17 protein-coding genes are annotated in these 21268 nt (G+C 73.0%); 14 read left to right on the forward strand and 3 right to left on the reverse strand.

The features are described 5' to 3' along the window. The first annotated feature begins 6 nt into the window (after window positions 1–6). The 5 genes from pgeF (at window position 7) to ACIGZJ_RS02215 (ending at window position 4208) form a co-directional block, all read left to right on the forward strand. Window positions 7–738: a peptidoglycan editing factor PgeF gene (pgeF, locus tag ACIGZJ_RS02195; protein WP_396455492.1), complete on the forward strand. Its 732-nt coding sequence runs from the start codon at window positions 7–9 to the stop codon at window positions 736–738. Further along, a complete protein-coding gene (locus tag ACIGZJ_RS02200; protein WP_396455493.1) occupies window positions 735–1523 on the forward strand; it encodes a YggS family pyridoxal phosphate-dependent enzyme in 789 nt (262 codons plus the stop codon). Before pgeF ends, ACIGZJ_RS02200 begins: the two co-directional genes overlap by 4 nt. Window positions 1524–1824: 301 nt before the next feature. Beyond that, complete coding sequence (locus tag ACIGZJ_RS02205; RefSeq protein ID WP_392927716.1) at window positions 1825–2427, forward strand: cell division protein SepF; 603 nt, start codon at window positions 1825–1827, stop codon at window positions 2425–2427. 93 nt (window positions 2428–2520) lie between these two features. Further along, window positions 2521–2802 (forward strand): YggT family protein, encoded by a 282-nt coding sequence (locus ACIGZJ_RS02210; RefSeq protein ID WP_148645520.1) that lies wholly within the window; start codon window positions 2521–2523, stop codon window positions 2800–2802. Window positions 2803–2861: 59 nt separating this feature from the next. After that, window positions 2862–4208, forward strand: a complete 1347-nt coding sequence (locus tag ACIGZJ_RS02215) for a DivIVA domain-containing protein (protein ID WP_396455494.1) — start codon at window positions 2862–2864, stop codon at window positions 4206–4208. A 199-nt stretch (window positions 4209–4407) separates the two neighbouring features. Here the strand turns inward: ACIGZJ_RS02215 and ileS are convergent, their stop codons facing one another. After that, entirely contained in the window at window positions 4408–7536 is a 3129-nt protein-coding gene (gene ileS, locus ACIGZJ_RS02220; protein ID WP_396455495.1) for an isoleucine--tRNA ligase, read from the reverse strand. Window positions 7537–8121: 585 nt separating this feature from the next. On the opposite strand from ileS, the gene ACIGZJ_RS02225 reads away from it, so the two are divergent. From ACIGZJ_RS02225 to ACIGZJ_RS02250, 6 genes are all read left to right on the forward strand, one after another. Continuing rightward, window positions 8122–8628, forward strand: a complete 507-nt coding sequence (locus ACIGZJ_RS02225; protein ID WP_396455496.1) for a TraR/DksA family transcriptional regulator — start codon at window positions 8122–8124, stop codon at window positions 8626–8628. A gap of 208 nt (window positions 8629–8836) precedes the next feature. Next, window positions 8837–9388 (forward strand): signal peptidase II, encoded by a 552-nt coding sequence (lspA, locus tag ACIGZJ_RS02230; RefSeq protein ID WP_392927724.1) that lies wholly within the window; start codon window positions 8837–8839, stop codon window positions 9386–9388. 68 nt (window positions 9389–9456) lie between these two features. After that, window positions 9457–10395 carry an RluA family pseudouridine synthase gene (locus ACIGZJ_RS02235; RefSeq protein ID WP_396455497.1) on the forward strand — a complete coding sequence of 313 codons (939 nt, stop codon included), beginning with the start codon at window positions 9457–9459 and terminating at the stop codon, window positions 10393–10395. Between the two features lie 11 nt (window positions 10396–10406). Beyond that, window positions 10407–10877 carry a GNAT family N-acetyltransferase gene (locus ACIGZJ_RS02240; RefSeq protein ID WP_392927727.1) on the forward strand — a complete coding sequence of 157 codons (471 nt, stop codon included), beginning with the start codon at window positions 10407–10409 and terminating at the stop codon, window positions 10875–10877. 336 nt (window positions 10878–11213) lie between these two features. Then, on the forward strand, window positions 11214–14018 hold the full coding sequence (locus ACIGZJ_RS02245) for an alpha/beta fold hydrolase (RefSeq protein WP_396455498.1): 2805 nt from the start codon (window positions 11214–11216) through the stop codon (window positions 14016–14018). Further along, window positions 14015–14872 carry an ABC transporter permease gene (locus ACIGZJ_RS02250; RefSeq protein WP_396455499.1) on the forward strand — a complete coding sequence of 286 codons (858 nt, stop codon included), beginning with the start codon at window positions 14015–14017 and terminating at the stop codon, window positions 14870–14872. Before ACIGZJ_RS02245 ends, ACIGZJ_RS02250 begins: the two co-directional genes overlap by 4 nt. Window positions 14873–14961: 89 nt before the next feature. On the opposite strand, the gene ACIGZJ_RS02255 is transcribed toward ACIGZJ_RS02250, so the two are convergent. Beyond that, entirely contained in the window at window positions 14962–16596 is a 1635-nt protein-coding gene (locus tag ACIGZJ_RS02255; RefSeq protein WP_396455744.1) for an alkaline phosphatase D family protein, read from the reverse strand. A gap of 191 nt (window positions 16597–16787) precedes the next feature. Here ACIGZJ_RS02255 and ACIGZJ_RS02260 point away from each other — a divergent pair, with 191 nt between their 5' ends. The 3 genes from ACIGZJ_RS02260 (at window position 16788) to ACIGZJ_RS02270 (ending at window position 19885) form a co-directional block, all read left to right on the forward strand. Continuing rightward, window positions 16788–17378, forward strand: coding sequence for a dienelactone hydrolase family protein (locus ACIGZJ_RS02260; protein WP_396455500.1), 591 nt, complete (start codon window positions 16788–16790; stop codon window positions 17376–17378). A gap of 176 nt (window positions 17379–17554) precedes the next feature. After that, complete coding sequence (locus ACIGZJ_RS02265) at window positions 17555–18559, forward strand: alpha/beta hydrolase (RefSeq protein WP_396455501.1); 1005 nt, start codon at window positions 17555–17557, stop codon at window positions 18557–18559. A 108-nt stretch (window positions 18560–18667) separates the two neighbouring features. Then, window positions 18668–19885 carry a hypothetical protein gene (locus ACIGZJ_RS02270; RefSeq protein ID WP_396455502.1) on the forward strand — a complete coding sequence of 406 codons (1218 nt, stop codon included), beginning with the start codon at window positions 18668–18670 and terminating at the stop codon, window positions 19883–19885. Between the two features lie 10 nt (window positions 19886–19895). On the opposite strand, the gene ACIGZJ_RS02275 is transcribed toward ACIGZJ_RS02270, so the two are convergent. Beyond that, on the reverse strand, window positions 19896–21224 hold the full coding sequence (locus ACIGZJ_RS02275; RefSeq protein ID WP_396455503.1) for a DUF2252 domain-containing protein: 1329 nt from the start codon (window positions 21222–21224) through the stop codon (window positions 19896–19898). Between the last annotated feature and the right edge of the window lie 44 nt (window positions 21225–21268).

The raw sequence follows: 21268 nt of genomic DNA on the forward strand, positions 1-21268 counted from the left end.
TCCGTGGTGGAACACGCAGTACGCAACGGTGCTCACTTCGCCTTCACCGACCGGTGGGGCGGGGTGAGCACTTCGCCGTACGGGGAGTTGAACCTCGGCGGCGCGGTGGGGGACGACCCGCAGGCCGTCCGGGAGAACCGGGCGATCGCGGCCCGCTCGCTCGGGCTCGACCCGGCGGACGTGGTGTGGATGAACCAGGTGCACGGCGCGGAGGTCGCGGTGGTGACCGGGCGCCAACCCCAGGGGCAGGCCCCGACCGTGGACGCGGTGGTCACCGACCGGCCGCTGGCGCTGGCGGTGCTGACCGCCGACTGCACCCCGGTCCTGCTGGCCGACCCGGTGGCGGGCGTGGTGGGCGCGGCCCACGCGGGCCGGCCCGGGCTGGCGGCGGGCGTGGTGCCCGCGGTGGTCCGGGCGATGGTGGAGCTGGGCGCCGAGCCCGGGCGGATCACCGCCGCCACCGGCCCCGCGGTCTGCGGCCGCTGCTACGAGGTGCCGGCCGCGCTGCGGGCCGAGGTGGCCGAGGCGGTGCCGGCCGCGTACGCCGAGACCTCCTGGGGGACCCCGGCGCTGGACGTGGCGCAGGGAGTGGCGGCGCAACTGGCCGCTGCGGGGGTCACCGAGTTGGTGCGATCATCTGTCTGCACCCTCGAATCCGCCGATCACTACTCCTACCGTCGCGAGCAGCGGACGGGTCGGCTCGCGAGCTACGTCTGGTTGGGCTCTGAACTCTCATGACGAACGACATCTACGGACCGTTCCCGGGCAGCGCCGAGTTCTCGGCGGCCCTGACGGAGGGCCAGCGGGCCCGGTACGAGGAACTCGGCTCCAACCTCGAGGTCGTCGAGCGCCGGATCGCCGACGCCTGTGCGGCCGCGGGGCGGGCGCGGGACGAGGTCAGGCTGGTCGTGGTGACCAAGACCTACCCGGCCGAGGACACCGCGCTGCTGGCCGGGCTGGGCGTCACCGATGTCGCGGAGAACCGCGACCAGGACGCCGGGCCCAAGGCGGAGCAGTGCAGAAACCTTCCGCTGGACTGGCACTTCGTCGGCCAGCTGCAGACCAACAAGGTCCGCTCGGTGGTCCGGTACGCGAACCACGTGCACTCGGTGGACCGCGCGCGCCTGGTCGGCTCGCTCTCCGCCGCGGTGCTCAAGTCGGAGCGTCCGGAGCTGGGCTGCCTGGTGCAGGTGGCGCTGGACAAGGAGAGCGGCGAGGGCGAGGGCCGGGCCGGGGTCGCGCCGGAGGACGTCGCGGCGCTGGCCGACGCGATCGCCGACGCGCCCGGGCTGCGGCTGGACGGTGTGATGACCGTCGCCCCGCTCGCCGGGCCGCTGGCCGGCGACCCGGCCCGCGCCTTCGAGCGGCTGGCGGAAATCGCAACCGCCGTACGCACGGCCCATCCTGCTGCCACGATGGTTTCCGCAGGAATGAGTGGTGACCTGGAGCAGGCGATTGCCGCCGGGGCGACACATGTGCGCGTCGGAACGGCGGTACTCGGAGTGCGGTCACCCCTCAGGTAACGTCACCGGGTAGTAGATCAGACTGCAGGACAAAATAGGACAGAAACTAGCAGCTTTCCAGAGCGCTAGCGAACCGTGGATCGCAGCTCCGCGGCACCCACCCACGATCTCTGACCGGCCGTCGGCCTGACGGTCCTTCGCGGGCGGGCCGCGGGTATCCGCAGACGGGGCCGGACGGCCCGGTCGTCGGGACGGAGTCGATCCACCACGGAGCAGGCGGAGCGAGCGACCATCGACGGCGCGCGTTCGCGAAGCGACCACCGAGCGCAGCGAGGTGGGCATGAGCGGAGGAGACAGGAGCATGGCCGGCGCAATGCGCAAGATGGCGGTCTACCTCGGCCTCGTGGAGGACGAGACGTACGACGGCCAGGGGTACGACCCCGACGACGACTACGACGCGGACCCCGAGCCGATTCGCACGGGGCGGACGGAGGACATCCCCCGCCCGGCGTCGCCGGCGCCCGCCCCGGTCTCCTCGATCACGCCGCAGCCGGTGCCGGCCGCGGTACCGATTCGGCAGGAGCCCCCGAGGATGGCCCCAGTGTCGTCCATCACACCCGAACGCCGCCACAACCTGGAGAAGAGCGCCCCGGTGATCATGCCCAAGGTAGTGAACGAACGAGAGCCCTACCGCATCACCACGCTGCACCCTCGGACCTACAACGAGGCCCGTACGATCGGGGAACAGTTCCGTGGCGGCACCCCTGTGATCATGAATTTGACCGAGATGGACGACACCGATGCGAAGCGGCTCGTAGACTTCGCCGCTGGACTCGTCTTCGGTCTGCACGGCAGTATCGAGCGCGTGACGCAGAAGGTGTTCCTGCTGTCTCCTGCTAACGTCGATGTCACGGCGGAGGACAAGGCTCGGATCGCCGAGGGTGGGTTCTTCAACCAGAGCTGACCCGGCCACGACTTTACGTGTGGATCTGATCGACAGTGAGTTAACGACAGGCGACAGGCCGAATGGCCCGAGTACAGGGGAGAGGGAAGCGCGATGGGGATCGTGTGGGCGGTGCTCTACTACGCGCTGACCGTCTTCCTGGTGTTCCTGCTTGTGCGGCTGGTGATGGACTGGGTCTTCCAGTTCGCGCGTTCGTGGCGGCCCGGCAAGGCCATGGTCCTGGTCCTGGAGGCCACGTACACTGTCACGGATCCGCCGCTCAAGCTTCTTCGGCGGTTCATCCCGCCGTTGCGTCTCGGGGGCGTGGCGCTCGACCTGTCCTTCTTCGTACTGATGATCATTGTGTATGTCCTGATCTCGCTTGTGCGGCCCTAGTCGTAGGTGAGCGATGCGACAGGATGCCGGTGTGCCGACGATCACGTTGAGGTGAAGAGATGCCATTGACCCCCGAGGACGTTCGGAACAAGCAGTTCACGACCGTCCGCCTGCGCGAAGGCTATGACGAGGACGAGGTCGATGCCTTCCTCGACGAGGTCGAGGCGGAGCTGACCCGCCTTCTCCGCGAGAACGAGGACCTGCGCGCCAAGCTGGCCGCCGCGACCCGTGCCGCCGCGCAGAACCAGGCCAACATGCGCAAGGAGCCGCCACAGGACTCGCGTCCCGGCGCCCCCGTGCCGGCCGCCATATCCGGCCCGCCGGTCCCCGGGCAGCAGGGCCCCGGCCCGCAGCAGATGGGTGGCCCCGGCGGTCCGCAGCAGATGGGCGGCCCGCAGCAGCAGCAGATGGGCAACCAGCCGCTCGGCCTGCCGTCCGGCGCGCCGCAGCTCCCGTCCGGGCAGGGCGGCCCGATGGGCGGCCCGCAGCAGCAGATGAACCAGACCATGGGCGGCCAGCAGCAGCTGGTCCAGCCGATGGGCGGTCAGATGCTCCAGCCGATGGGCGGCCCGATGGGCCAGCAGGGTCCCGGCCAGGGCAACCCCATGGGCCAGGGCATGGGCCAGGGTATGGGCCAGCAGCAGATGCAGCAGATGGGCGGCCCGATGGGCGGCCAGCAGCAGCAGATGGGCGGCCCGATGGGCGGTCCGATGCAGCAGCAGGGCCCCGGTGGCGACAGCGCCGCCCGCGTCCTGGCGCTCGCCCAGCAGACCGCCGACCAGGCGATCTCCGAGGCCCGTTCCGAGGCCAACAAGATCGTCGGCGAGGCGCGCAGCCGGGCCGAGGGCCTGGAGCGGGACGCCCGTGCCAAGGCCGACGCCCTGGAGCGGGACGCGCAGGAGAAGCACCGCGTCGCGATGGGCTCCCTGGAGTCCGCCCGGGCCACGCTGGAGCGCAAGGTCGAGGACCTGCGGGCGTTCGAGCGTGAGTACCGGACGCGCCTGAAGTCCTACCTGGAGACCCAGCTGCGCCAGCTGGAGTCGCAGGCGGACGACTCGCTCGCCCCGCCGCGCATCCCGGCCACCGCCTCGCTGCCGCCGGCCGCGTCGTCGATGGCCCCGGCCGGTGCGTCCGCGATGAGCAGCGGTGCCCCGAGCTTCGGTGGCAACCAGCCGTCCTTCGGCGGCAACCAGCCGTCGTTCGGCGGGCAGAGCTCCTTCGGCGGCAACAACGGTGCGCCGAGCTTCGGCGGGCAGTCCTCCGGTGGCAACTCCGGTGCGCCGCAGATGGCCCCGGCCGGGATGACCCAGCCGATGGCCGCCGTCCGGCCGCAGCCGCCGCAGCCGATGCAGCAGGCGCCGGCGCCGATGCGCGGGTTCCTGATCGACGAGGACGGCGACAACTGAGGTTGTAGCCGGGCACTTCGAGGGCGCCCCCGTCTGACCTTCCGGGTCATGGCGGGGGCGCCCTCGTCGGTGTGTCCGGGTCCGGTCGGGCCGGGGGCGGTGGGGTCGGGGGTGCCTCCCGGGGCGGGCCGGCGCTCGGGCCGGGGGTACGGCGAAGCCGCCGCCATCCGGGGGTGGCGGCGGCTTCGGGGCTTTCCGGTCAGGCCTTGCGGAGCTGGAAGGCGAGGCCGAGGGCCTCGTCGGAGAAGGTCTCCGACTCCCAGTCGGCGGCGCCGGCCGCGAAGTCGGTGGCCAGCACCTCCTCGGCGACCAGCGGGCCGTGCTCGGCGATCGCCTCGGCGGTCTCCTCGTTGGCGGCCCGCCAGCGCAGCACGATCCGGTCGGAGACGTCCAGGCCGGAGTTCTTCCGGGCCTCCTGGATCTGGCGGATGGCGTCGCGGGCGACGCCCAGGCGCTTGAGCTCCGGGGTGATGTGCAGGTCGAGCGCGACGGTGGCGCCGGACTCGTTGGCGACCGCCCAGCCCTCGCGCGGGGTCTCGGTGATGACGAGCTCGTCCGGGCCCAGCTCGATCCGCTCGCCGTTCAGCTCCACGCCGGTGGTGCCGGTCGAGCGCAGCTCGGCGGCGAGCCGGGCGGCGTCGGCGGCGGCGACCACCTTGGCCACGTCCTGCACGCCCTTGCCGAAGCGCTTGCCCAGCGCGCGGAAGTTGGCCTTGGCGGTGGTGTCGACCAGCGAGCCGCCGACCTCCGCCAGCGACTCCAGGGCGGAGACGTTGAGCTCCTCGGCGATCTGCGCGCGCAGGTCCGCGGGCAGCTCCTCCCAGCCCTGGGCGGCGATCAGCGCCCGGGAGAGCGGCTGGCGGGTCTTCACCCCGGACTCGGCGCGGGTGGCCCGGCCGAGCTCGACCAGCCGGCGCACCAGCGCCATGTGGCGCGAGAGGTCGGTGTCGATCAGGGTCTCGTCCGCCTGCGGCCAGGTGGCCAGGTGGACCGAGGCCGGGGCGTCCGGGGTGACCGGGACGACCAGGTCCTGCCAGACCCGCTCGGTGATGAACGGGGTGAGCGGGGCCATCAGCCGGGTGACCGTCTCCAGGGCCTCGTGCAGGGTGGCGAGCGCGGCCGCGTCACCCTGCCAGAAGCGGCGGCGGCCGCGGCGGACGTACCAGTTGGAGAGGTCGTCGACGAAGGCGGAGAGCAGCTTGCCGGCCCGCTGGGTGTCGTAGGCCTCCAGTGCCGCGTCGGTCTCCCGGACCAGGGTGTTGAGCTCCGAGAGCACCCAGCGGTCCAGCTGCGGGCGGTCGGCCGGCGCCGGGTCGGCCGCGGAGGGGGCCCACCCGGAGGTCCGGGCGTACAGGGCCTGGAAGGCGACGGTGTTCCAGTAGGTGAGGAGGGTCTTGCGGACCACCTCCTGGATGGTGCCGTGGCCGACCCGGCGGGCCGACCAGGGCGAGCCGCCGGCCGCCATGAACCAGCGGACGGCGTCGGCGCCGTGCTGGTCCATCAGCGGGATCGGCTGCAGGATGTTGCCCAGGTGCTTGGACATCTTGCGGCCGTCCTCGGCCAGGATGTGGCCCAGGCAGACGACGTTCTCGTAGCTGTTCTTGTCGAACACCAGGGTGCCGACGGCCATCAGCGTGTAGAACCAGCCGCGGGTCTGGTCGATCGCCTCGGAGATGAACTGCGCCGGGTAGCGCTTCTCGAACAGCTCCTTGTTCTGGTACGGGTAGCCGTACTGGGCGAAGGGCATCGAGCCCGAGTCGTACCAGGCGTCGATCACCTCGGGCACGCGGGTGGCGGTACCGGAGCACTCGCGGCAGTCGAAGGTGACGTCGTCGATGAACGGGCGGTGCGGGTCGAGGCCGCTCTGGTCGGTGCCGGTGAGCTCGGAGAGCTCGGCCAGCGAGCCGACGCAGGCCAGGTGGCCCTCCTCGCAGCGCCAGATCGGCAGCGGGGTGCCCCAGTAGCGGTTGCGGCTCAGCGCCCAGTCGATGTTGTTGTTCAGCCAGTCGCCGAAGCGGCCGTGCTTGACCGTCTCCGGGTACCAGTTGGTGGCCTCGTTCTCGCGGATCAGCGCGTCCTTGACGGCGGTGGTCCGGATGTACCAGGACGGCTGCGCGTAGTAGAGCAGCGCGGTGTGGCAGCGCCAGCAGTGCGGGTAGCTGTGCTCGTACGGCAGGTGGCGGAAGAGCAGGCCGCGCTCCTGGAGGTCCTTGACCAGCGCCTCGTCGGCCTTCTTGAAGAACTGGCCGCCGACCAGCGGGACGGCCGGGTCGAAGGTGCCGTCGGCGAGCACCGGGTTGACCACGGGCAGGCCGTAGCGGCGGCAGGTCGCGAGGTCGTCCGCGCCGAAGGCGGGGGACTGGTGGACGATGCCGGTGCCGTCCTCGGTGGTGACGTAGTCGGCGTTGAGGACGTAGTGCGCGTTCTCGATCTCGACCAGGTCGAACGGGCGCCGGTAGGCCCAGCGCTCCATCTCGGCGCCGGTGAAGGACTGGCCGGTGGCCTCCCAGCCCTCGCCGAGGGCCTTGGCCAGCAGCGGCTCGGCGACGACCAGCCGCTCGTTGCCGTCGGTGGCCACCACGTAGGTGACCTCGGGGTGGACGGCGGCGGCGGTGTTGGAGACCAGGGTCCAGGGGGTGGTCGTCCAGACCAGCAGCGCGGCCTCGCCGGCCAGCGGGCCGCCGGTCAGCGGGAAGCGGACGAAGACCGAGGGGTCGACGACGGTCTCGTAGCCCTGGGCCAGCTCGTGGTCGGACAGGCCGGTGCCGCAGCGCGGGCACCAGGGGGCGACCCGGTGGTCCTGGACCAGCAGGCCCTTGTCGAAGATCTGCTTGAGCGACCACCAGACGGACTGCACGTAGGACGGGTCCATGGTGCGGTACGCCTCGTCGAGGTCGACCCAGTACCCCATGCGGGTGGTCAGCTCGGTGAAGGCGTCGGTGTGGCGGGTCACCGACTCGCGGCACTTGGCGTTGAACTCGGCGATGCCGTACGCCTCGATGTCCTGCTTGCCGGAGAAGCCGAGCTCCTTCTCGACGGCCAGCTCGACCGGGAGGCCGTGGCAGTCCCAGCCGGCCTTGCGGGCGACGTGGTAGCCCTTCATGGTCCGGTAGCGCGGGAAGACGTCCTTGAAGACGCGGGCCTCGATGTGGTGGGCGCCGGGCATGCCGTTGGCGGTCGGCGGGCCCTCGTAGAAGACCCACTCGGGGCGGCCCTCGGACTGCTCCAGGCTGCGCTGGAAGACCTTGTTGTCCTGCCAGAAGGAGAGGATCTGGTGCTCCAGCACAGGCAGATCGACCTGGGCGGGGACGGAGTTGTAAGTGGTCATCGCGGTTGTCATACCTCCGGCGGATGTGGACGGGATCCGACGGAGGGACGAGACGGCATGCCGCCCCGCGGTACCACCCTCCTTGGCCGCAGTACTGCTCGCGGCCCTCTTGTTTGGGCTTGCTGCCGGGTCTAGTAGGCCGGTGGCCGTTCTTCCGGCGGCTCCGGGGTGATCTTCCCGCCGCGCACGCCCCCGGGCTCACACCGTCCCCGGGTCTCTGCTGGCTGCGTGCGTCGGTACTCGTCCCATCTGCGCCTTGCAGGCCCAGTGTATCGGCCGCGGCAAGTCGGTTTGCCCGGCGCGCAGGGTGCGGTTAGCCGGGGGTGTTCTGGGCACAACTCAGGTCAGCGCGCGGGGCGGGGCGGCTGTGACGGCTGCCTGGGTGGGATCATTGTGAGGCGTCGGTATGTCAGGTTGTGACCGGTTTTGATGGGGATTATCGTTCCGGCACTGGAAGCCGCCGGGAACCGGCGGCTCGATTCGTTCGTAGATGGGGTCGAAGCCATGGCTGAGAAGGCAACCGGCGCGGGCACCGCCACCAAGCGGGCACGCAAGGCCGTGGCAGGCGATCCAGGGGAGGGGACCGTGACCACTACCGCACGGCACAAGACCAGCACCGACAGCGCCCGGGTGGCCGCGAGCCGGGTCCGGACACCGGTCGTGACCGGGGCCCGCGGCGGCGCCGAGTCGGTGGACCCGGCCGAGCTGCCGGTCCGCCCGGGCGAGGACCCGTGGACCTCCGAGGAGGTGCACGAGCTGCACGCCGAGCTGATCAGCGAGCTGGACCGGCTGCAGAACGAGATCGACGCCTCCGAGGCGGCCATCTCCGGGCTGATGCGCGACTCCAACGACGGAGCCGGCGACGACCAGGTGGACGCCGGTACGAAGAACATCTCGCGGGAGAGCGAGCTGGCGCTGGCCAACAACGCCCGGGACAGCCTCGCCCAGACCGAGCGCGCGCTGGCCCGGCTGGAGGGCGTCGGCTTCGGCACCTGCGAATCCTGCGGCCAGGCCATCGGCAAGGCGCGGATGCAGGCCTTCCCCCGGGCGACGCTCTGCGTCCAGTGCAAGGCCAAGCAGGAACGCCGCTGACCGGGGCGACGCGGGGGGTCGGGCTTGCCGTACGCTCGACCCCGTAACGTCGCCCGACTCGTCGCGATCGACGATCGTCGGCCCACCCTCCCCCACCCTTCGACCGGGGGGACCCCCATCGGCAGCGGAGCGGATCATCAGTACGCAAGGTTCCCCTCAGACGCGGGACGAGTCCGTCCCGACCCCCGCCGACGTTGTGGAGGAGGCCGTGGCCGAGCCCGATGAGGCGGTCGCCGCGACCGGGGAGGCGGCGGCGCCGAAGGGCCGCCGCCGGATCGGTGTGCTGCTGGTCGTCGCCCTGCTCGCCTACCTGATCGACCTCGGCAGCAAGCTGCTGGTGGTGGCCCGGCTGGAGAACCACGCGCCGATCAAGGTCATCGGCGATGTGATGACCTTCCAGGTGATCCGCAACTCCGGTGCGGCCTTCGGCATGGGCCAGGCGCTGACCGTGGTGTTCACGATGATCGCGTCGGCCGTCATCGTGGTGATCTGGCGGATCGCCCGCAAGCTGTACAGCCTGCCCTGGGCGATCGCGCTCGGCCTGCTGCTCGGCGGGGCGCTCGGCAACCTCACCGACCGGCTGTTCCGCGCCCCGGGCGTCTTCCGGGGCCACGTGGTGGACTTCATCTCCGTCCAGCACTTCGCCGTCTTCAACCTGGCCGACTCGGCGATCGTCTGCGGCGGCATCCTCGTGGTGCTGCTCTCCTTCCGGGGCAGCAACCCGGACGGGACCGTCCACCAGCCGGCCAAGGGCGAGTAGGGGCGGTCCGAGGGGCGGCCGCCGCCGGGCGTCGGGGGCGGGCCCCGCAGTCCGGCATACTCGTACGGGTGAGTACCGCAGCGCAGATCCGCAGCCTCCCCGTTCCCGACGGCCTTGAGGGCGAGCGCCTCGACGCCGCCCTCGCCCGGATGTTCGGCTTCTCCCGGACCAAGGCCGCCGAGCTGGCCGCCGACGGCAAGGTGACGCTCGACGGCGCCGTGGCCGGCAAGTCGGACCGGGTGACGGCCGGCTCCTGGCTGGAGGTCGAGATCCCCGCCCCCGCCGCGCCCGTGCAGATCGTCGCCGAGCACGTCGAGGGCATGCGCATCGTCCATGACGACGAGGACATCGTGCTCGTCGACAAGCCGGTCGGCGTCGCCGCCCACCCCAGCCCCGGCTGGACCGGCCCGACCGTGATCGGCGGCCTGGCCGCGGCCGGCTACCGGATCTCCACCTCGGGCGCCGCCGAGCGCCAGGGTGTCGTGCACCGCCTGGACGTCGGCACCTCCGGTCTGATGGTGGTCGCCAAGTCCGAGCGCGCCTACACCGACCTCAAGCGGCAGTTCCACGACCGGGTGACCGAGAAGAAGTACCACACCCTCGTCCAGGGCCACCCGGACCCGATGAGCGGCACCGTGGACGCGCCGATCGGCCGCCACCCCAGCTCCGACTGGAAGTGGGCGGTCACCAAGGACGGCAAGGCCTCCGTCACCCACTACGACCTGATCGAGGCCTACCGGGCCGCCTCGCTGCTGGACATCAAGCTGGAGACCGGCCGCACCCACCAGATCCGGGTGCACATGTCCGCGCTGCGCCACCCCTGCGTCGGCGACCTCACCTACGGCGCCGACCCGACGCTCGCCAAGCGGCTCGGGCTGAGCCGACAGTGGCTGCACGCCGTCTCGCTGGCCTTCGAGCACCCGGCCGACGGCGAGTGGGTGCAGTTCTCCAGCGAGTACCCGGCGGACCTGCGCAAGGCGCTGGACATCATCTCCTCCGAGAGCTGAGGGGTACGGCCATGAGTGCCTTCGCGGCGCGGATCCGGGTGGCCGGGGGCGAGGACGACCTGGCGCTGGTGCACGGCGTGCGGCGCGCGGTGTTCATCGTCGAGCAGGAGATCCCCGAGGACGAGGAGTGGGACGACCTCGACGCCACCTCCGAGCACCTGCTCGCGGTCGGCCCGCAGGGCGAGCCGCTCGGCACCGCCCGGCTGATCCACGGGGAGCAGGCGCTCAAGCTCACCGGCGGGATCGAGGGCCGGGTGCTGCTCGGCCGGCTCGCGGTGGTGAAGGCGGCGCGCGGCACCGGGCTGGGCGCCGAGCTGGTGCGGGCGGTGGAGGCGGCCGGACGCGCGCGGGGAGCGCGTGAGGTCGAGCTGCACGCCCAGGTCCAGGCGCTGGGCTTCTACGAGCGGCTCGGCTACGCCGCCGAGGGGCCGGTCTACGACGACGCGGGGATCCCGCACCGGACGATGACCCGGGTCCTCTAGCTAGGCCCTGTCCGGCCGATCTTGCCGGGCGCACGACGCCGGGCATCCTCCCCCAGCCTCCGGCCGGGAGGTGCCCCCACCTGACCGCGCGCCCGAATCGCCCGAGTACGTCCAGTACGAGGACGATCCGGGCGCACGCCCAGCCGGGCGCGGATTGGGGGTACCTCCCGGCCGAAGGCTGGGGGAGCCGCGCGCTGATCCGCCAAGATCGACCGGACAGGGCCTAGGGCTGTCCTGGCACTCCTCCGTCGACGGGGGCGGGTGCCGGGGTGGCTCGGGGGTGTTCCGGCGGCCTTTATCGGACGCCTACCGGCCCGGCGGATACGATCACCGACCATGGAGTTCGGTGGGGCGTGGCGCCGGTGGCGCGGCCGTGGGACGACGGCCGGACGGAGGCTGCTGGCCGGTGCCGCGGCCCTGGTGCTGGTGGCCGGGGTGGGTACGGCGGTGGCCGTGGCGGCCGGCGGGGAGCAGGCGGTCCGCCAGGAGGATCGTTTCCTCGCCATGCCGGAGACCCCCGGCAGCGACCAACAGGTCCAGCTGGACACCTCCTTCTTCACCGCCGGCGAGGGCCCGCGCCCGGCGATCCTGCTGGCCCACGGGTTCGGCGGGTCCAAGGAGGGCGAGCGGGAGCGGGCCGAGCAGCTCGCCCGGCAGGGCTACGCCGTCCTGACCTGGTCGGCCCGCGGCTTCGGGCGCTCCGGCGGCCGGATCGGCCTCAACGCGCCCGACCGGGAGGTGGAGGACGTCCGGCACCTGGTCGACTGGCTCGCCCAGCGGCCCGAGGTGCGCCTGGACGCCGCCGGCGACCCCCGGGTGGGAATCACCGGCGCCTCGTACGGCGGCGCGGTGGCGCTGCTCGGCTCCGCCTACGACCAGCGGATCGACGCGGTCGCCTCCCAGATCACCTGGTGGAACCTGGCCGACGCGCTGTTCCCGCAAGGGGTGCAGGGCTCGGGCGCCGCGGACGGGGTGTTCAAGAAGCTCTGGGCCGGCATCTTCTTCACCACCGGTGCTGCCGGCGACCTCGGCCCCTCGGGCGGCGCGCCGCGCGGCGGCACCCGGCCGGAGCCGGCCCCGGACGGCCCGGTCGGCTGCGGGCGGTTCCTGGACACGCTGTGCCGGATGTACGACCGGGTCGCCACCAACGGGCACGCCGACGCGGAGGCCGTCGCCCTGCTGGACCGCTCCAGCCCGAGCTCGGTGGCCGACCGGCTCAAGGCGCCCACCCTGGTCGTCCAGGGCCAGCAGGACTCGCTGTTCCCGCTCGACCAGGGCGACGCGATCGCCCGGGCCGTCGCCGCCAACGGCGCACCGGTGGCCGTCGACTGGTTCGCGGGCGGACACGACGGCGGCACCGACACCAGCGAGCGGGTGGACGACCGGGTCGGCGCCTGGTTCGACCGCTACCTGAAGAACCCCGCCGCCCCGGGCGCGGGCGGCGACACCGGTCCGGCCTTCCGGGTCACCCGCACCGGCGGCGTCGACTCCACCGGCTTCCAGGCCGTGCTGCGCGGCGCCACCGCCGACGCCTACCCCGGCCTCGGCGGCACCGGCTCGCGCACCGTCCCGCTGAACGGCCCCGAGCAGACCTTCGCCAATCCGCCCGGCGGCGCCCCGCCGAACATCTCCACGCTCCCCGGCATCGGCGCGCTCAGCCAGGCCGCCGCGCTGGGGGCCGGGATCTCGCTGGACTTCCCCGGACAGCACGCCACCTTCGACTCCGCGGCGCTGGACGCCCCGCTGCACCTGACCGGGCAGCCGACGGTCGCGGTGAAGGTCCAGGCCGACCGGCCGGACGCGGTGCTGTTCGCCAAGCTCTACGACGTCGGGCCGGACGGCGGGCAGACGCTGCCGCAGCAGCTGGTCGCCCCGCTGCGGGTGACCGGCGCCGACGCGCCCGGCGGACGCACCGTCACCGTCGCCCTGCCCGCCGTCGACCACACCTTCGCCGCCGGGCACCGGCTGCGCCTCGTCCTGGCCAGCACCGACCTGGCGTACGCCTCGCCCGCCGAGCCGGCCGCGTACAAGGCCGCCGTGGCCGGGGCGCTCACCGTGCCGACCGTGGACGCGCTGGTCACCGAGGCCGCGCCGCTGCCCGCCCGGACCTGGCTGCTGCCGCTGGTGGCCGTCGCGGTTGCGGCGGCGCTGCTGGTGCCCCGGATGCGGCGGCGGGGCCGGCGGCGCGGGCCCGCGTTCGACCCGGCGCTGGCCGGCGTCCCGCTGCAGATCACCGGCCTCAGCAAGCGCTACAAGGGTGCCGCCGACCGGTACGCCGTCCGGGAGCTGGGCTTCCGGGTGGAGCAGGGCCAGGTGCTCGGTCTGCTCGGCCCGAACGGCGCGGGCAAGACCACCACGCTGCGGATGCTGATGGGCCTGATCAGGCCCGACGAGGGCGAGATCAGGATCTTCGGGCACGCGGTGCGCCCCGGCGCGCCGGTGCTCTCCCGGGTCGGCGCCTTCGTCGAGGGCGCGGGCTTCCTGCCGCACCTCAGCGGCCGCGCCAACCTGCGGCTCTACTGGCAGGCCACCGGCCGCCCGACCGAGGACGCGCACCTCGACGAGGCACTGGCCATCGCCGACCTCGGCGAGGCGCTGGACCGGGCGGTGCGGACCTACTCGCAGGGCATGCGCCAGCGGCTGGCGATCGCCCAGGCCATGCTCGGCCTGCCGGACCTGCTGATCCTGGACGAGCCGACCAACGGGCTGGACCCGCCGCAGATCCGCGAGATGCGCGAGGTGATGATCCGCTACGCGGCCGCCGGACGGACCGTGATCGTCTCCAGCCACCTGCTGTCGGAGGTGGAGCAGAGCTGTACCGACCTGGTGGTGATGGACCACGGCCGGCTGGTCACCACCGGCGCGGTCGCCGAGATCGTGGGCGGCGGCGAGCTGCTGCTGATCGGCACACCCGCCTCGTACGGCCCGCAGGAGCTGGCGGTGGCCGCCGACAAGGCGGGCGAGCTGGCGGGCGTCGGCTCGGTGGACGCGGTCGAGGGCGGGCTGCTCGTCCGGCTGGACGGCATGGCGGCCAGCGAGCTGCTGGCCGAACTGGTCCGGCTGGGGGTGCCGGTGGAGCGGGCCGGTCCGCACCGCCGGCTGGAGGACGCATTCCTGTCGCTGATCGGAGGTGCCGCATGACGACGGCCGTTTCGCCGGACCACGCGCCCGGGTACCGGGCGGGCCGCACGCTCCCGCTGCGGATCGAGGCCATGCGCCAGCTGCGGCGCCGGCGCACCATGGTGATCGGCGGGGTGCTGGCGGCGATGCCGTTCGTGATCCTGGCGGCGTTCCAGATCGGCGGCACCCCGAGCCGGGCCGACCGGACCACCTTCATCGAGCTGGCCACCGCCTCCGGGCCCAACTTCGCGACCACCATGCTCTTCATGGGCACCGGCTTCCTGTTGGTGATCCCGGTCGCGCTGTTCTGCGGGGACACCGTGGCCTCGGAGGCCAGCTGGTCCTCGCTGCGCTACCTGCTGGCCGCACCGGTGCCGCGGGCCCGGCTGCTGGCCCGCAAGTTCGCGGTGGGGCTGGCGTTCTCGGCGGCGGCCGTGGTGCTGCTGCCGGCGATCGGGCTGCTGGTCGGCACGGCCGCGTACGGCTGGGGGGACCTGAGGCTCCCGGCCGGGGCGAGCCTGTCGGCGGGGGAGGCGCTGCCGCGGCTGGCGGTCGCGGTGGCCTTCGTGTTCCTGAGCGAGATCGTGATCGCCGCGCTGGCGTTCTGGCTGTCCACCGCCACCGACGCGCCGCTCGGCGCGGTCGGCGGGGCGGTGTTCGCCTCGATCGTCACCGGGGTGCTGGACGCCGTGACCGCGCTCGGCGACCTGCGGGAGTGGCTGCCCGCGCACTGGCAGTACGCGTGGGCGGACGCCCTGCAGCCGCAGCTGGAGTGGGGCGGCATGGTGCAGGGGGTGTCGCTGTCGCTCTCCTACGCGGTGGTGCTGCTCGCGCTGGCCTTCCGGGGCTTCGCCCGCAAGGACGTGGTGTCCTGACGCCGGGTGGCTGCCGGACGCGGGGTGGGGCCTGACGCGGGGTGGGGTTTGACGCCGGGTGGGGCCGGGGCGGCCCCACCCGGGCGGGCTCACTTGACCGGCGAGTAGACCCGCTCGATCTGCTGGGTGCCGGTACGGGTGCGGTAGGAGCGCGTCCACTTGGTGGTGGCGTCCTTGCGGGTCCGGTCGGACAGGACGTAGTAGTCCATCTGGGTCTGGCCCGGGGTGATGTCCAGGACGCCGTAGCCGTGCGAGTCCAGGTCCACCCACTTGATGTGCGGGTTGGCGGCCTTGATCGCGGCGGCGGCCGCCAGCGAGATGGTCTGCGGTGCGACCTTGAGGATGTCGTCGATGTTGTCGGAGGTGACCGAGGTGACCACGAACTCGGTGGCGGCGCTGCCCGAGAGCGGGTAAGTGGCGGCCTCGTTCGGGACGTCCGACGCCCAGGCGGAGTGGATGTCACCGGTCAGGAAGACGGTGTTGTTGATGCCGTTCGACGTGAGGTGGCCGAGCAGCTCGCGGCGGTCGTGGGTGTAGCCGTCCCACTGGTCGGTGTTGATCGCCAGGCCCTCGCCGGGCAGGCCGAGCAGCTTGGCCAGCGGGCGCAGGATGTAGTCGGGCAGCGAGAAGAAGGCGACCGGGGAGATCATCACCTCGTTGCCGATCAGCCGCCAGGTGGTGTCGGAGGCGGTGAGCCCGGCCTTCAGCCAGTCCATCTGGGCGCGGCCGGTGATGGTGCGGTCCGCCGAGTCGACGTCGCCGTTGCCGACCTTGACCTGCTGCGAGCGGAACGAGCGCTGGTCCATCAGGTGCAGGTCGGCCAGCTTGCCGTAGCGCAGCCGGCGGTAGGTGGTGCCGGCGACGGACGGGCGGACCGGCATCCACTCGAAGTAGGCCTGCTTGGCGGCGGCCATCCGGTTCGACCAGTCGCCCTCGGCGCCGGGGGTGTGGTTCTCGGCGCCGCCGGACCAGGCGTCGTTGGCGAACTCGTGGTCGTCCCAGATGGCTATCGTCGGGATCTGCGCGTGCAGCGCCTGGAGGTCCTCGTCGGTCTTGTAGCGGCCGTGCCGGGTGCGGTAGTCGGCGAGGTCGAGGATCTCGTGGGTGGGCGCGTGCGGGCGGACGACGGTGCCGCGGGCGCAGAACTCGCCGGTCTTGTACTCGTAGATGTAGTCGCCGAGGAAGAGGAAGGCGTCGAGGTCGCCCCGGGCCGCGAGGTGGCGGTACGCGGAGAAGTAGCCGGCCTCCCAGTTGGCGCAGGACGCCACGCCGAAGCGCAGACGGGCGAGGGCGGCGTTGGCGGCCGGGGTGGTGTGGGTGCGGCCGACGGGCGAGACGGTGCCGCCGGCGCTGAAGCGGTACCAGTAGGCGGTGTCCGGGGTCAGACCGCGGACGTCGGCCTTGACGGTGTGGTCGGCGGCGGCGGTGGCGATCACCGTGCCGCTCGCCGCGATCCGGGTGAAGGCCTTGTCGGTGGCCAGCTCCCAGCGGACGTCGGTGTCCGGGCCGGTGGCGGAGCCGGGGACGGCCTCGGGAGTCGGGGTGACCCTGGTCCAGAGCAGGATGCCGTCGGGCAGCGGGTCGCCGGAGGCGATGCCGTGGAGGAACTGCGGGGCGGTCGCGGCCTCGGCGGTGGTGCCGAGGGCGAGCGGGAGGGCGGCGGCGCCGGCCACGAGGGCGGTGGCCTTCAGCACCTGGCGGCGGTGCGGGCGGGCAGCGGTCATGTCATCGACAAGGTCAGTCACGGCGGACAGGCTACCGGGCGGTAATGATGCGTTCCATATGTTGAACTGACTGTTTGTCGCCGATTCACCGGGGTGTGACGTCCCGCCACCGGTGCGGGTGCGCGAGGTCACCCGGCGGTCATGAGCGATGATGGGGACACCCCCGACCACCGCTGCAAGGAAGTCCGACCGTGGCCCAGATCCTGCTCCTCCACTCCGTCTACGGGCTGCGTCCGGCCGTCCACGCCGCCGCCGACCGGCTGCGGGCCGCCGGACACACCGTGCACAGCCCCGACCTGTTCGACGGCAGGACCTTCGACGACGTCGAGGAGGGCATGGCGTACAAGGAGGAGCTCGGCAGCGACGAACTGCTCCGCCGGGCCGTCACCGCCGCCGCGCCGCTGCTCGGGTCGGACGCCGCGCTCGTCTACGCCGGCTTCTCGCTCGGCGGCTCGCTCGCGCAGAACCTCGCGCTGGCCGACGAGAAGGCGCTCGGGCTGCTGCTCCTGCACGGCACCTCGGACATCCGGGAGGACGCGGCCACCTCGATCCCCGTCCAGCTGCACATCGCCGAGCCCGACCCGTTCGAGCCCGAGGACTGGCTGAACGCCTGGTACCTGGGCATGCGCAAGGCCGGTGCGGACGTGGAGGTGCACCGCTACCGGGGCGCGGGCCACGTCTTCACCGACCCGGACCTGCCGGACTACGACGCCGAGGCGGCCGAGCAGACCTGGGCGGTGGCGCTGGACTTCCTCGCGGAGCTGGACGACCAGGAGGGCTGACCGGACGGGCGGCGCTGACGGGCTGTCGGCTTTGTTGTTCGGGGTGCGGTGATGGGTGGTTGACTGCGCCGTATGGACCTAGCGCGGGCGTTTCGTACCGGTACGGATGTGCTGGAGGCCCGTTTCGGCCTGTCTGGGGGAGCTCGGCCGGGAGGGTGGTCGTGAGCCCCGAGGGGGTGCCTGCGTTCGATCCCGAGCTGGGTGCGGCGCTGGCGGCGTTGGGGAGTGCCCGGGAGAGTGCGCTGCGGGAGCCGTTCACCCCGGAGAACCTCGCCGACCGGCAGCAGCGGGACGCCGCGACCCGGCCGAGGCCGACGCTTCGGGAGCTGCGGGCCGACGGCCGGTTCGAGGTCGAGGAGCTGCGCGCGCCGGGTGCGACGGGCGCGCCCGAGGTCACCCTGGTGAGTGCGCGGCCCGCCGGGGTCCGGGGGCCGCTGCCGGTGCTGTACTACCTGCACGGCGGCGGCATGGTCGTGGGCAACGCCTGGTCCGTGCTCCGGCAGGCGCTTCAGGAGTGGGCCCTCGCCCTGGAGTTGGCCGTCATCTCGGTCGAGTACCGGCTGGCACCGCAGGCCAGGTACCCCGGGCCGGTGGAGGACGGCTACGCCGGACTGGTCTGGACGGCCGCGAACGCGCGGGCCCTGGGCATCGACCCGGACCGGATCATCCTCGGGGGGAAGAGCGCCGGCGCCGGACTCGCCGCGGCGATCGCCCTGCTGGCCCGCGACCGGGGCGGCCCCGCGGCGATCGGGCAGCTGCTGCTCTGCCCGATGCTCGACGACCGCAACGACAGCTTCTCCAGCCACCAGATGGCCGGCGTCGACCTCTGGGACCGGACCTCCAACGCCACCGGCTGGCAGGCGCTGCTCGGCGACCGGGTGGGCGCGGCGGACCTGTCGCCCTACGCGGCCCCCGCCCGCGCCACCGACCTGTCCGGCCTGCCCCCGGCCTACATCGAGGTCGGGTCGGCCGAGACCTTCCGGGACGAGGACGTGGCCTACGCCAACGCGATCTGGCGGGCCGGGGGCCAGGCCGAGCTGCACGTCTGGCCCGGCGCCTTCCACGGCTTCGACAGCCTGGCCCCGGACGCGGCACTCACCCGGGACGCCCGGGAGGCCCGCCTCCGTTGGCTGCGGCGCGTCCTAGCGCAGTCCGGTGGGAGCGCCGCGGCGGCCGGGTAGGGACTGGACGGGTGCGCTGAGGGGTGGCGCAGGAAGTCGGGTGGGCCGACTTCCTGCGCTGGTAGGCCCGCCGTCGGCGTGGGGCGGGGGCTGGGGGACGATGGGGGCGTGGCAGAGCGGAGATACGAGCACGCGCCGGCGCACACGCTTCCGGGGCTGTTGCAGCGGGGGCGCGGGCTGGGCGCGCGGATGGCGCAGGAGGATCCGGCGGCGGCCGCCGAGCTGGTGTACGGGTGCATCCGCTGGGAGTGGCGGTGGGACCGGCAGGTCGACGACCGGGCCCTGTACCTGGCGCGGCTCGTCCGGGACCTGGCGCTGCCGCTCGGGCCGGTGGTCGAGCTGCTGGCGGGGGACGAGCACACCTGCGAGCGGGCCGCCCGGGTGCTGGAGCTGTTGGCGCTCGACGGCTCGGCGCAGGCGCGGGAGGCGCTGCGCGGGTACGTCCGGGAGGGCGGGCACTGGCAGGACGTGCTGGAGTCCGTGGCGGTGGCCTGGCCGGTGGAGTGGTGGGACGACCTGGCGGACGCGGCTCGCGAGCGGCTCGGGGGCCGGGACCGGGCGGAGCTGTGGGGGGAGCCCTGGGACCGCTGGGGGCTGGCCGGGCCGCGCCCGGTGCGCGGGCCCCGGGGGCCGAAGCCGCTGGCGGAGGTCGACAACGCCGGGCTGCTGCAGCTCTTGGCGGATCCCGGGGAGACGGAGGAGAGAAGGACCGCCGCGCTGGATGTGATCGATGACCGGGGGCCGGAGCCCGGGGTGATTCCGTTGGTGCCGTCGCTGGGGAAGGCCGACGGGAAGCACCTGCTGTGGCCCCTGATCGGGGTCGTCGAAAAGCTCGGGGTGCTCGCGGTGCCCGACGCGCGGGAGTGGGCGAGGGCGCAGGAGGGCTGGTTGGCGGGGCTCGGGCACGGCGTGCTCGCCCAGCACGGCACGATCCAGGACATCCCCGTGCTGGTCGCCCGGCTGGAGCGGGACTGGGTGGAGCGGCGGTGGTGCGGGCCGAAGCGGACGGCCGAGGGGCTGCGGCGGTTCGGGGCCGGGGCCGGGGAGGCCGTCTCGCTGCTGCGGCGGTTCTGGTTGTGGACGCCGCACTCGTACGAGCGGGCGGCCTACCTGGAGGCGCTGGCCGCCATCGATCCGACAGGCCTGGGCGCGGTGTACCCGGAGTGCCTCTGGGACTGCGAGGCGGACGCCCGGCTGCTGGGGATCGCGCACGCCCCGGACGGGCCCGGGATCGGCGGTCGGCTGGCGTACCTGCGGGACGACCCGATGGAGGAGCCCGAGGTCAGGGCCGCCGCCGGGGAGCGGCTGGCGGCCCTGAACGGGTAGGGCCCGGGCCCTACAGGCCGGGGATGCGGCCGTTGCGGTAGAGGTCGACGAACAGCTGGTGGTCGGCGCGGGCCTGCGCCCCGTACGCGTGGGCGAAGTCGACCAGCATCGCGGTGAACCCGGCCTCGTCGCGGGAGATCGCGGCGTCGATGGCGTGCTCGGTGGAGAACGGCACCAGGGTGTGGCCGCTGGAGGACTCGTCGGCGGCGGCGTGCATGGTGGCGGTCGCGTGGCCGAGGTACTCGGTGACGGCGAGCAGCTCGGGCAGCTCGTTGAGGTCCGTCCAGTCGAGGTCGGCCGCGTACGGGGAGACCTCGGCGACCAGCTGGCCGCGGCCGTGCAGGGTGGTGTGGCCGAGCCACGGGTCGCTGTGGTCCTGGAGGGCGCGCTGGGAGATGACCGTGCGGTGGCCCTCGTGCTCGAAGTAGCCGGCGATCGCCGGGTCGGTGACGTGGCGGGCGACGGCGGGCGTCTGGCCCTGCTTCATGTAGATGATCACGTCGTTCTCCAGGGCGTCGGTGTGGCCCTCCAGGAGCAGGTTGTACGAGGGCAGGCCCGCCGAACCGATGCCGATGCCCCGGCGGCCGACCACGTCCTTGACCTTCAGCGACTCCGGGCGGGTCCGGGAGGCCGGCGGCAGGGTCGCCAGGTAGGCGTCGAAGGCGGCCAGCACCTCGGCCTTGGTGGGCTCGTCGAGCTCGATCGCGCCGCCGCCGAGCCGGAAGCGGCGGTCCCAGCCGTCGACGACGGTGTCGCCGTCCAGCAGGGCGACCCGGGTCTGCAGCCGGGCCCGGCGCAGGGTGTCCAGGATCGGGCCGGTCGCGCTGTCCAGGGTGAACGGGGTGGCGTCGCCCGAGGAGACGTGGGCGGCGATCCGGCTGCGGTAGGCGGCGGCGAAGGAGGTGACCAGCCGGGTGATCGTCTCGTCGGAGAGCGCCTTGGCGTAGCCGATCAGCGCCAGCGAGGCGGCGAGCCGCTGGACGTCCCAGGTGAAGGCGCCGACGTAGGCCTCGTCGAAGTCGTTGACGTTGAAGACCAGGCGGCCCTCGGCGTTCAGGTAGGTGCCGAAGTTCTCGGCGTGCAGGTCGCCGTGGATCCACACCCGGCTGGTGCGCTCGTCCAGGAAGGTGCCGCCGTGGCCGGCGAAGGGGCCGTCGACGAGGTCGGCGTAGTACAGCGCGGCGGTGCCCCGGTAGAAGGCGAAGGCGGAGGCCGCCATCTTGCGGAACTTGACCCGGAAGGCGGCCGGGTCCTTGGCGAGCAGGTCGCCGAAGGCCGAGTCGAAGACGCCCAGGACGGTCTCGGCGCGCTGATCGGCGGTGGACTGCTGGTGGGACATGGTGTCGGGTTCCTTGCGGCGAGTGGGTGCGGGGGGACGGTCGT

This window comes from Kitasatospora sp. NPDC052868 (assembly GCF_044547105.1).
In the GTDB taxonomy this organism is placed as follows: Bacteria; Actinomycetota; Actinomycetes; order Streptomycetales; family Streptomycetaceae; genus Kitasatospora.

What these genes read in the sequence shown, in the direction of transcription:
- ACIGZJ_RS02275 (WP_396455503.1), bottom strand. Translation starts at nt 21,224, where the DNA reads ATGTCCCACCAGCAGTCCACCGCCGATCAGCGCGCCGAGACCGTCCTG.
- ACIGZJ_RS02205 (WP_392927716.1), top strand. Translation starts at nt 1,825, where the DNA reads ATGGCCGGCGCAATGCGCAAGATGGCGGTCTACCTCGGCCTCGTGGAG.
- ACIGZJ_RS02200 (WP_396455493.1), top strand. Translation starts at nt 735, where the DNA reads ATGACGAACGACATCTACGGACCGTTCCCGGGCAGCGCCGAGTTCTCG.
- ACIGZJ_RS02210 (WP_148645520.1), top strand. Translation starts at nt 2,521, where the DNA reads ATGGGGATCGTGTGGGCGGTGCTCTACTACGCGCTGACCGTCTTCCTG.
- ACIGZJ_RS02250 (WP_396455499.1), top strand. Translation starts at nt 14,015, where the DNA reads ATGACGACGGCCGTTTCGCCGGACCACGCGCCCGGGTACCGGGCGGGC.
- ACIGZJ_RS02240 (WP_392927727.1), top strand. Translation starts at nt 10,407, where the DNA reads ATGAGTGCCTTCGCGGCGCGGATCCGGGTGGCCGGGGGCGAGGACGAC.
- ACIGZJ_RS02245 (WP_396455498.1), top strand. Translation starts at nt 11,214, where the DNA reads ATGGAGTTCGGTGGGGCGTGGCGCCGGTGGCGCGGCCGTGGGACGACG.
- ACIGZJ_RS02255 (WP_396455744.1), bottom strand. Translation starts at nt 16,596, where the DNA reads ATGACCGCTGCCCGCCCGCACCGCCGCCAGGTGCTGAAGGCCACCGCC.
- ACIGZJ_RS02215 (WP_396455494.1), top strand. Translation starts at nt 2,862, where the DNA reads ATGCCATTGACCCCCGAGGACGTTCGGAACAAGCAGTTCACGACCGTC.
- ileS (WP_396455495.1), bottom strand. Translation starts at nt 7,536, where the DNA reads ATGACCACTTACAACTCCGTCCCCGCCCAGGTCGATCTGCCTGTGCTG.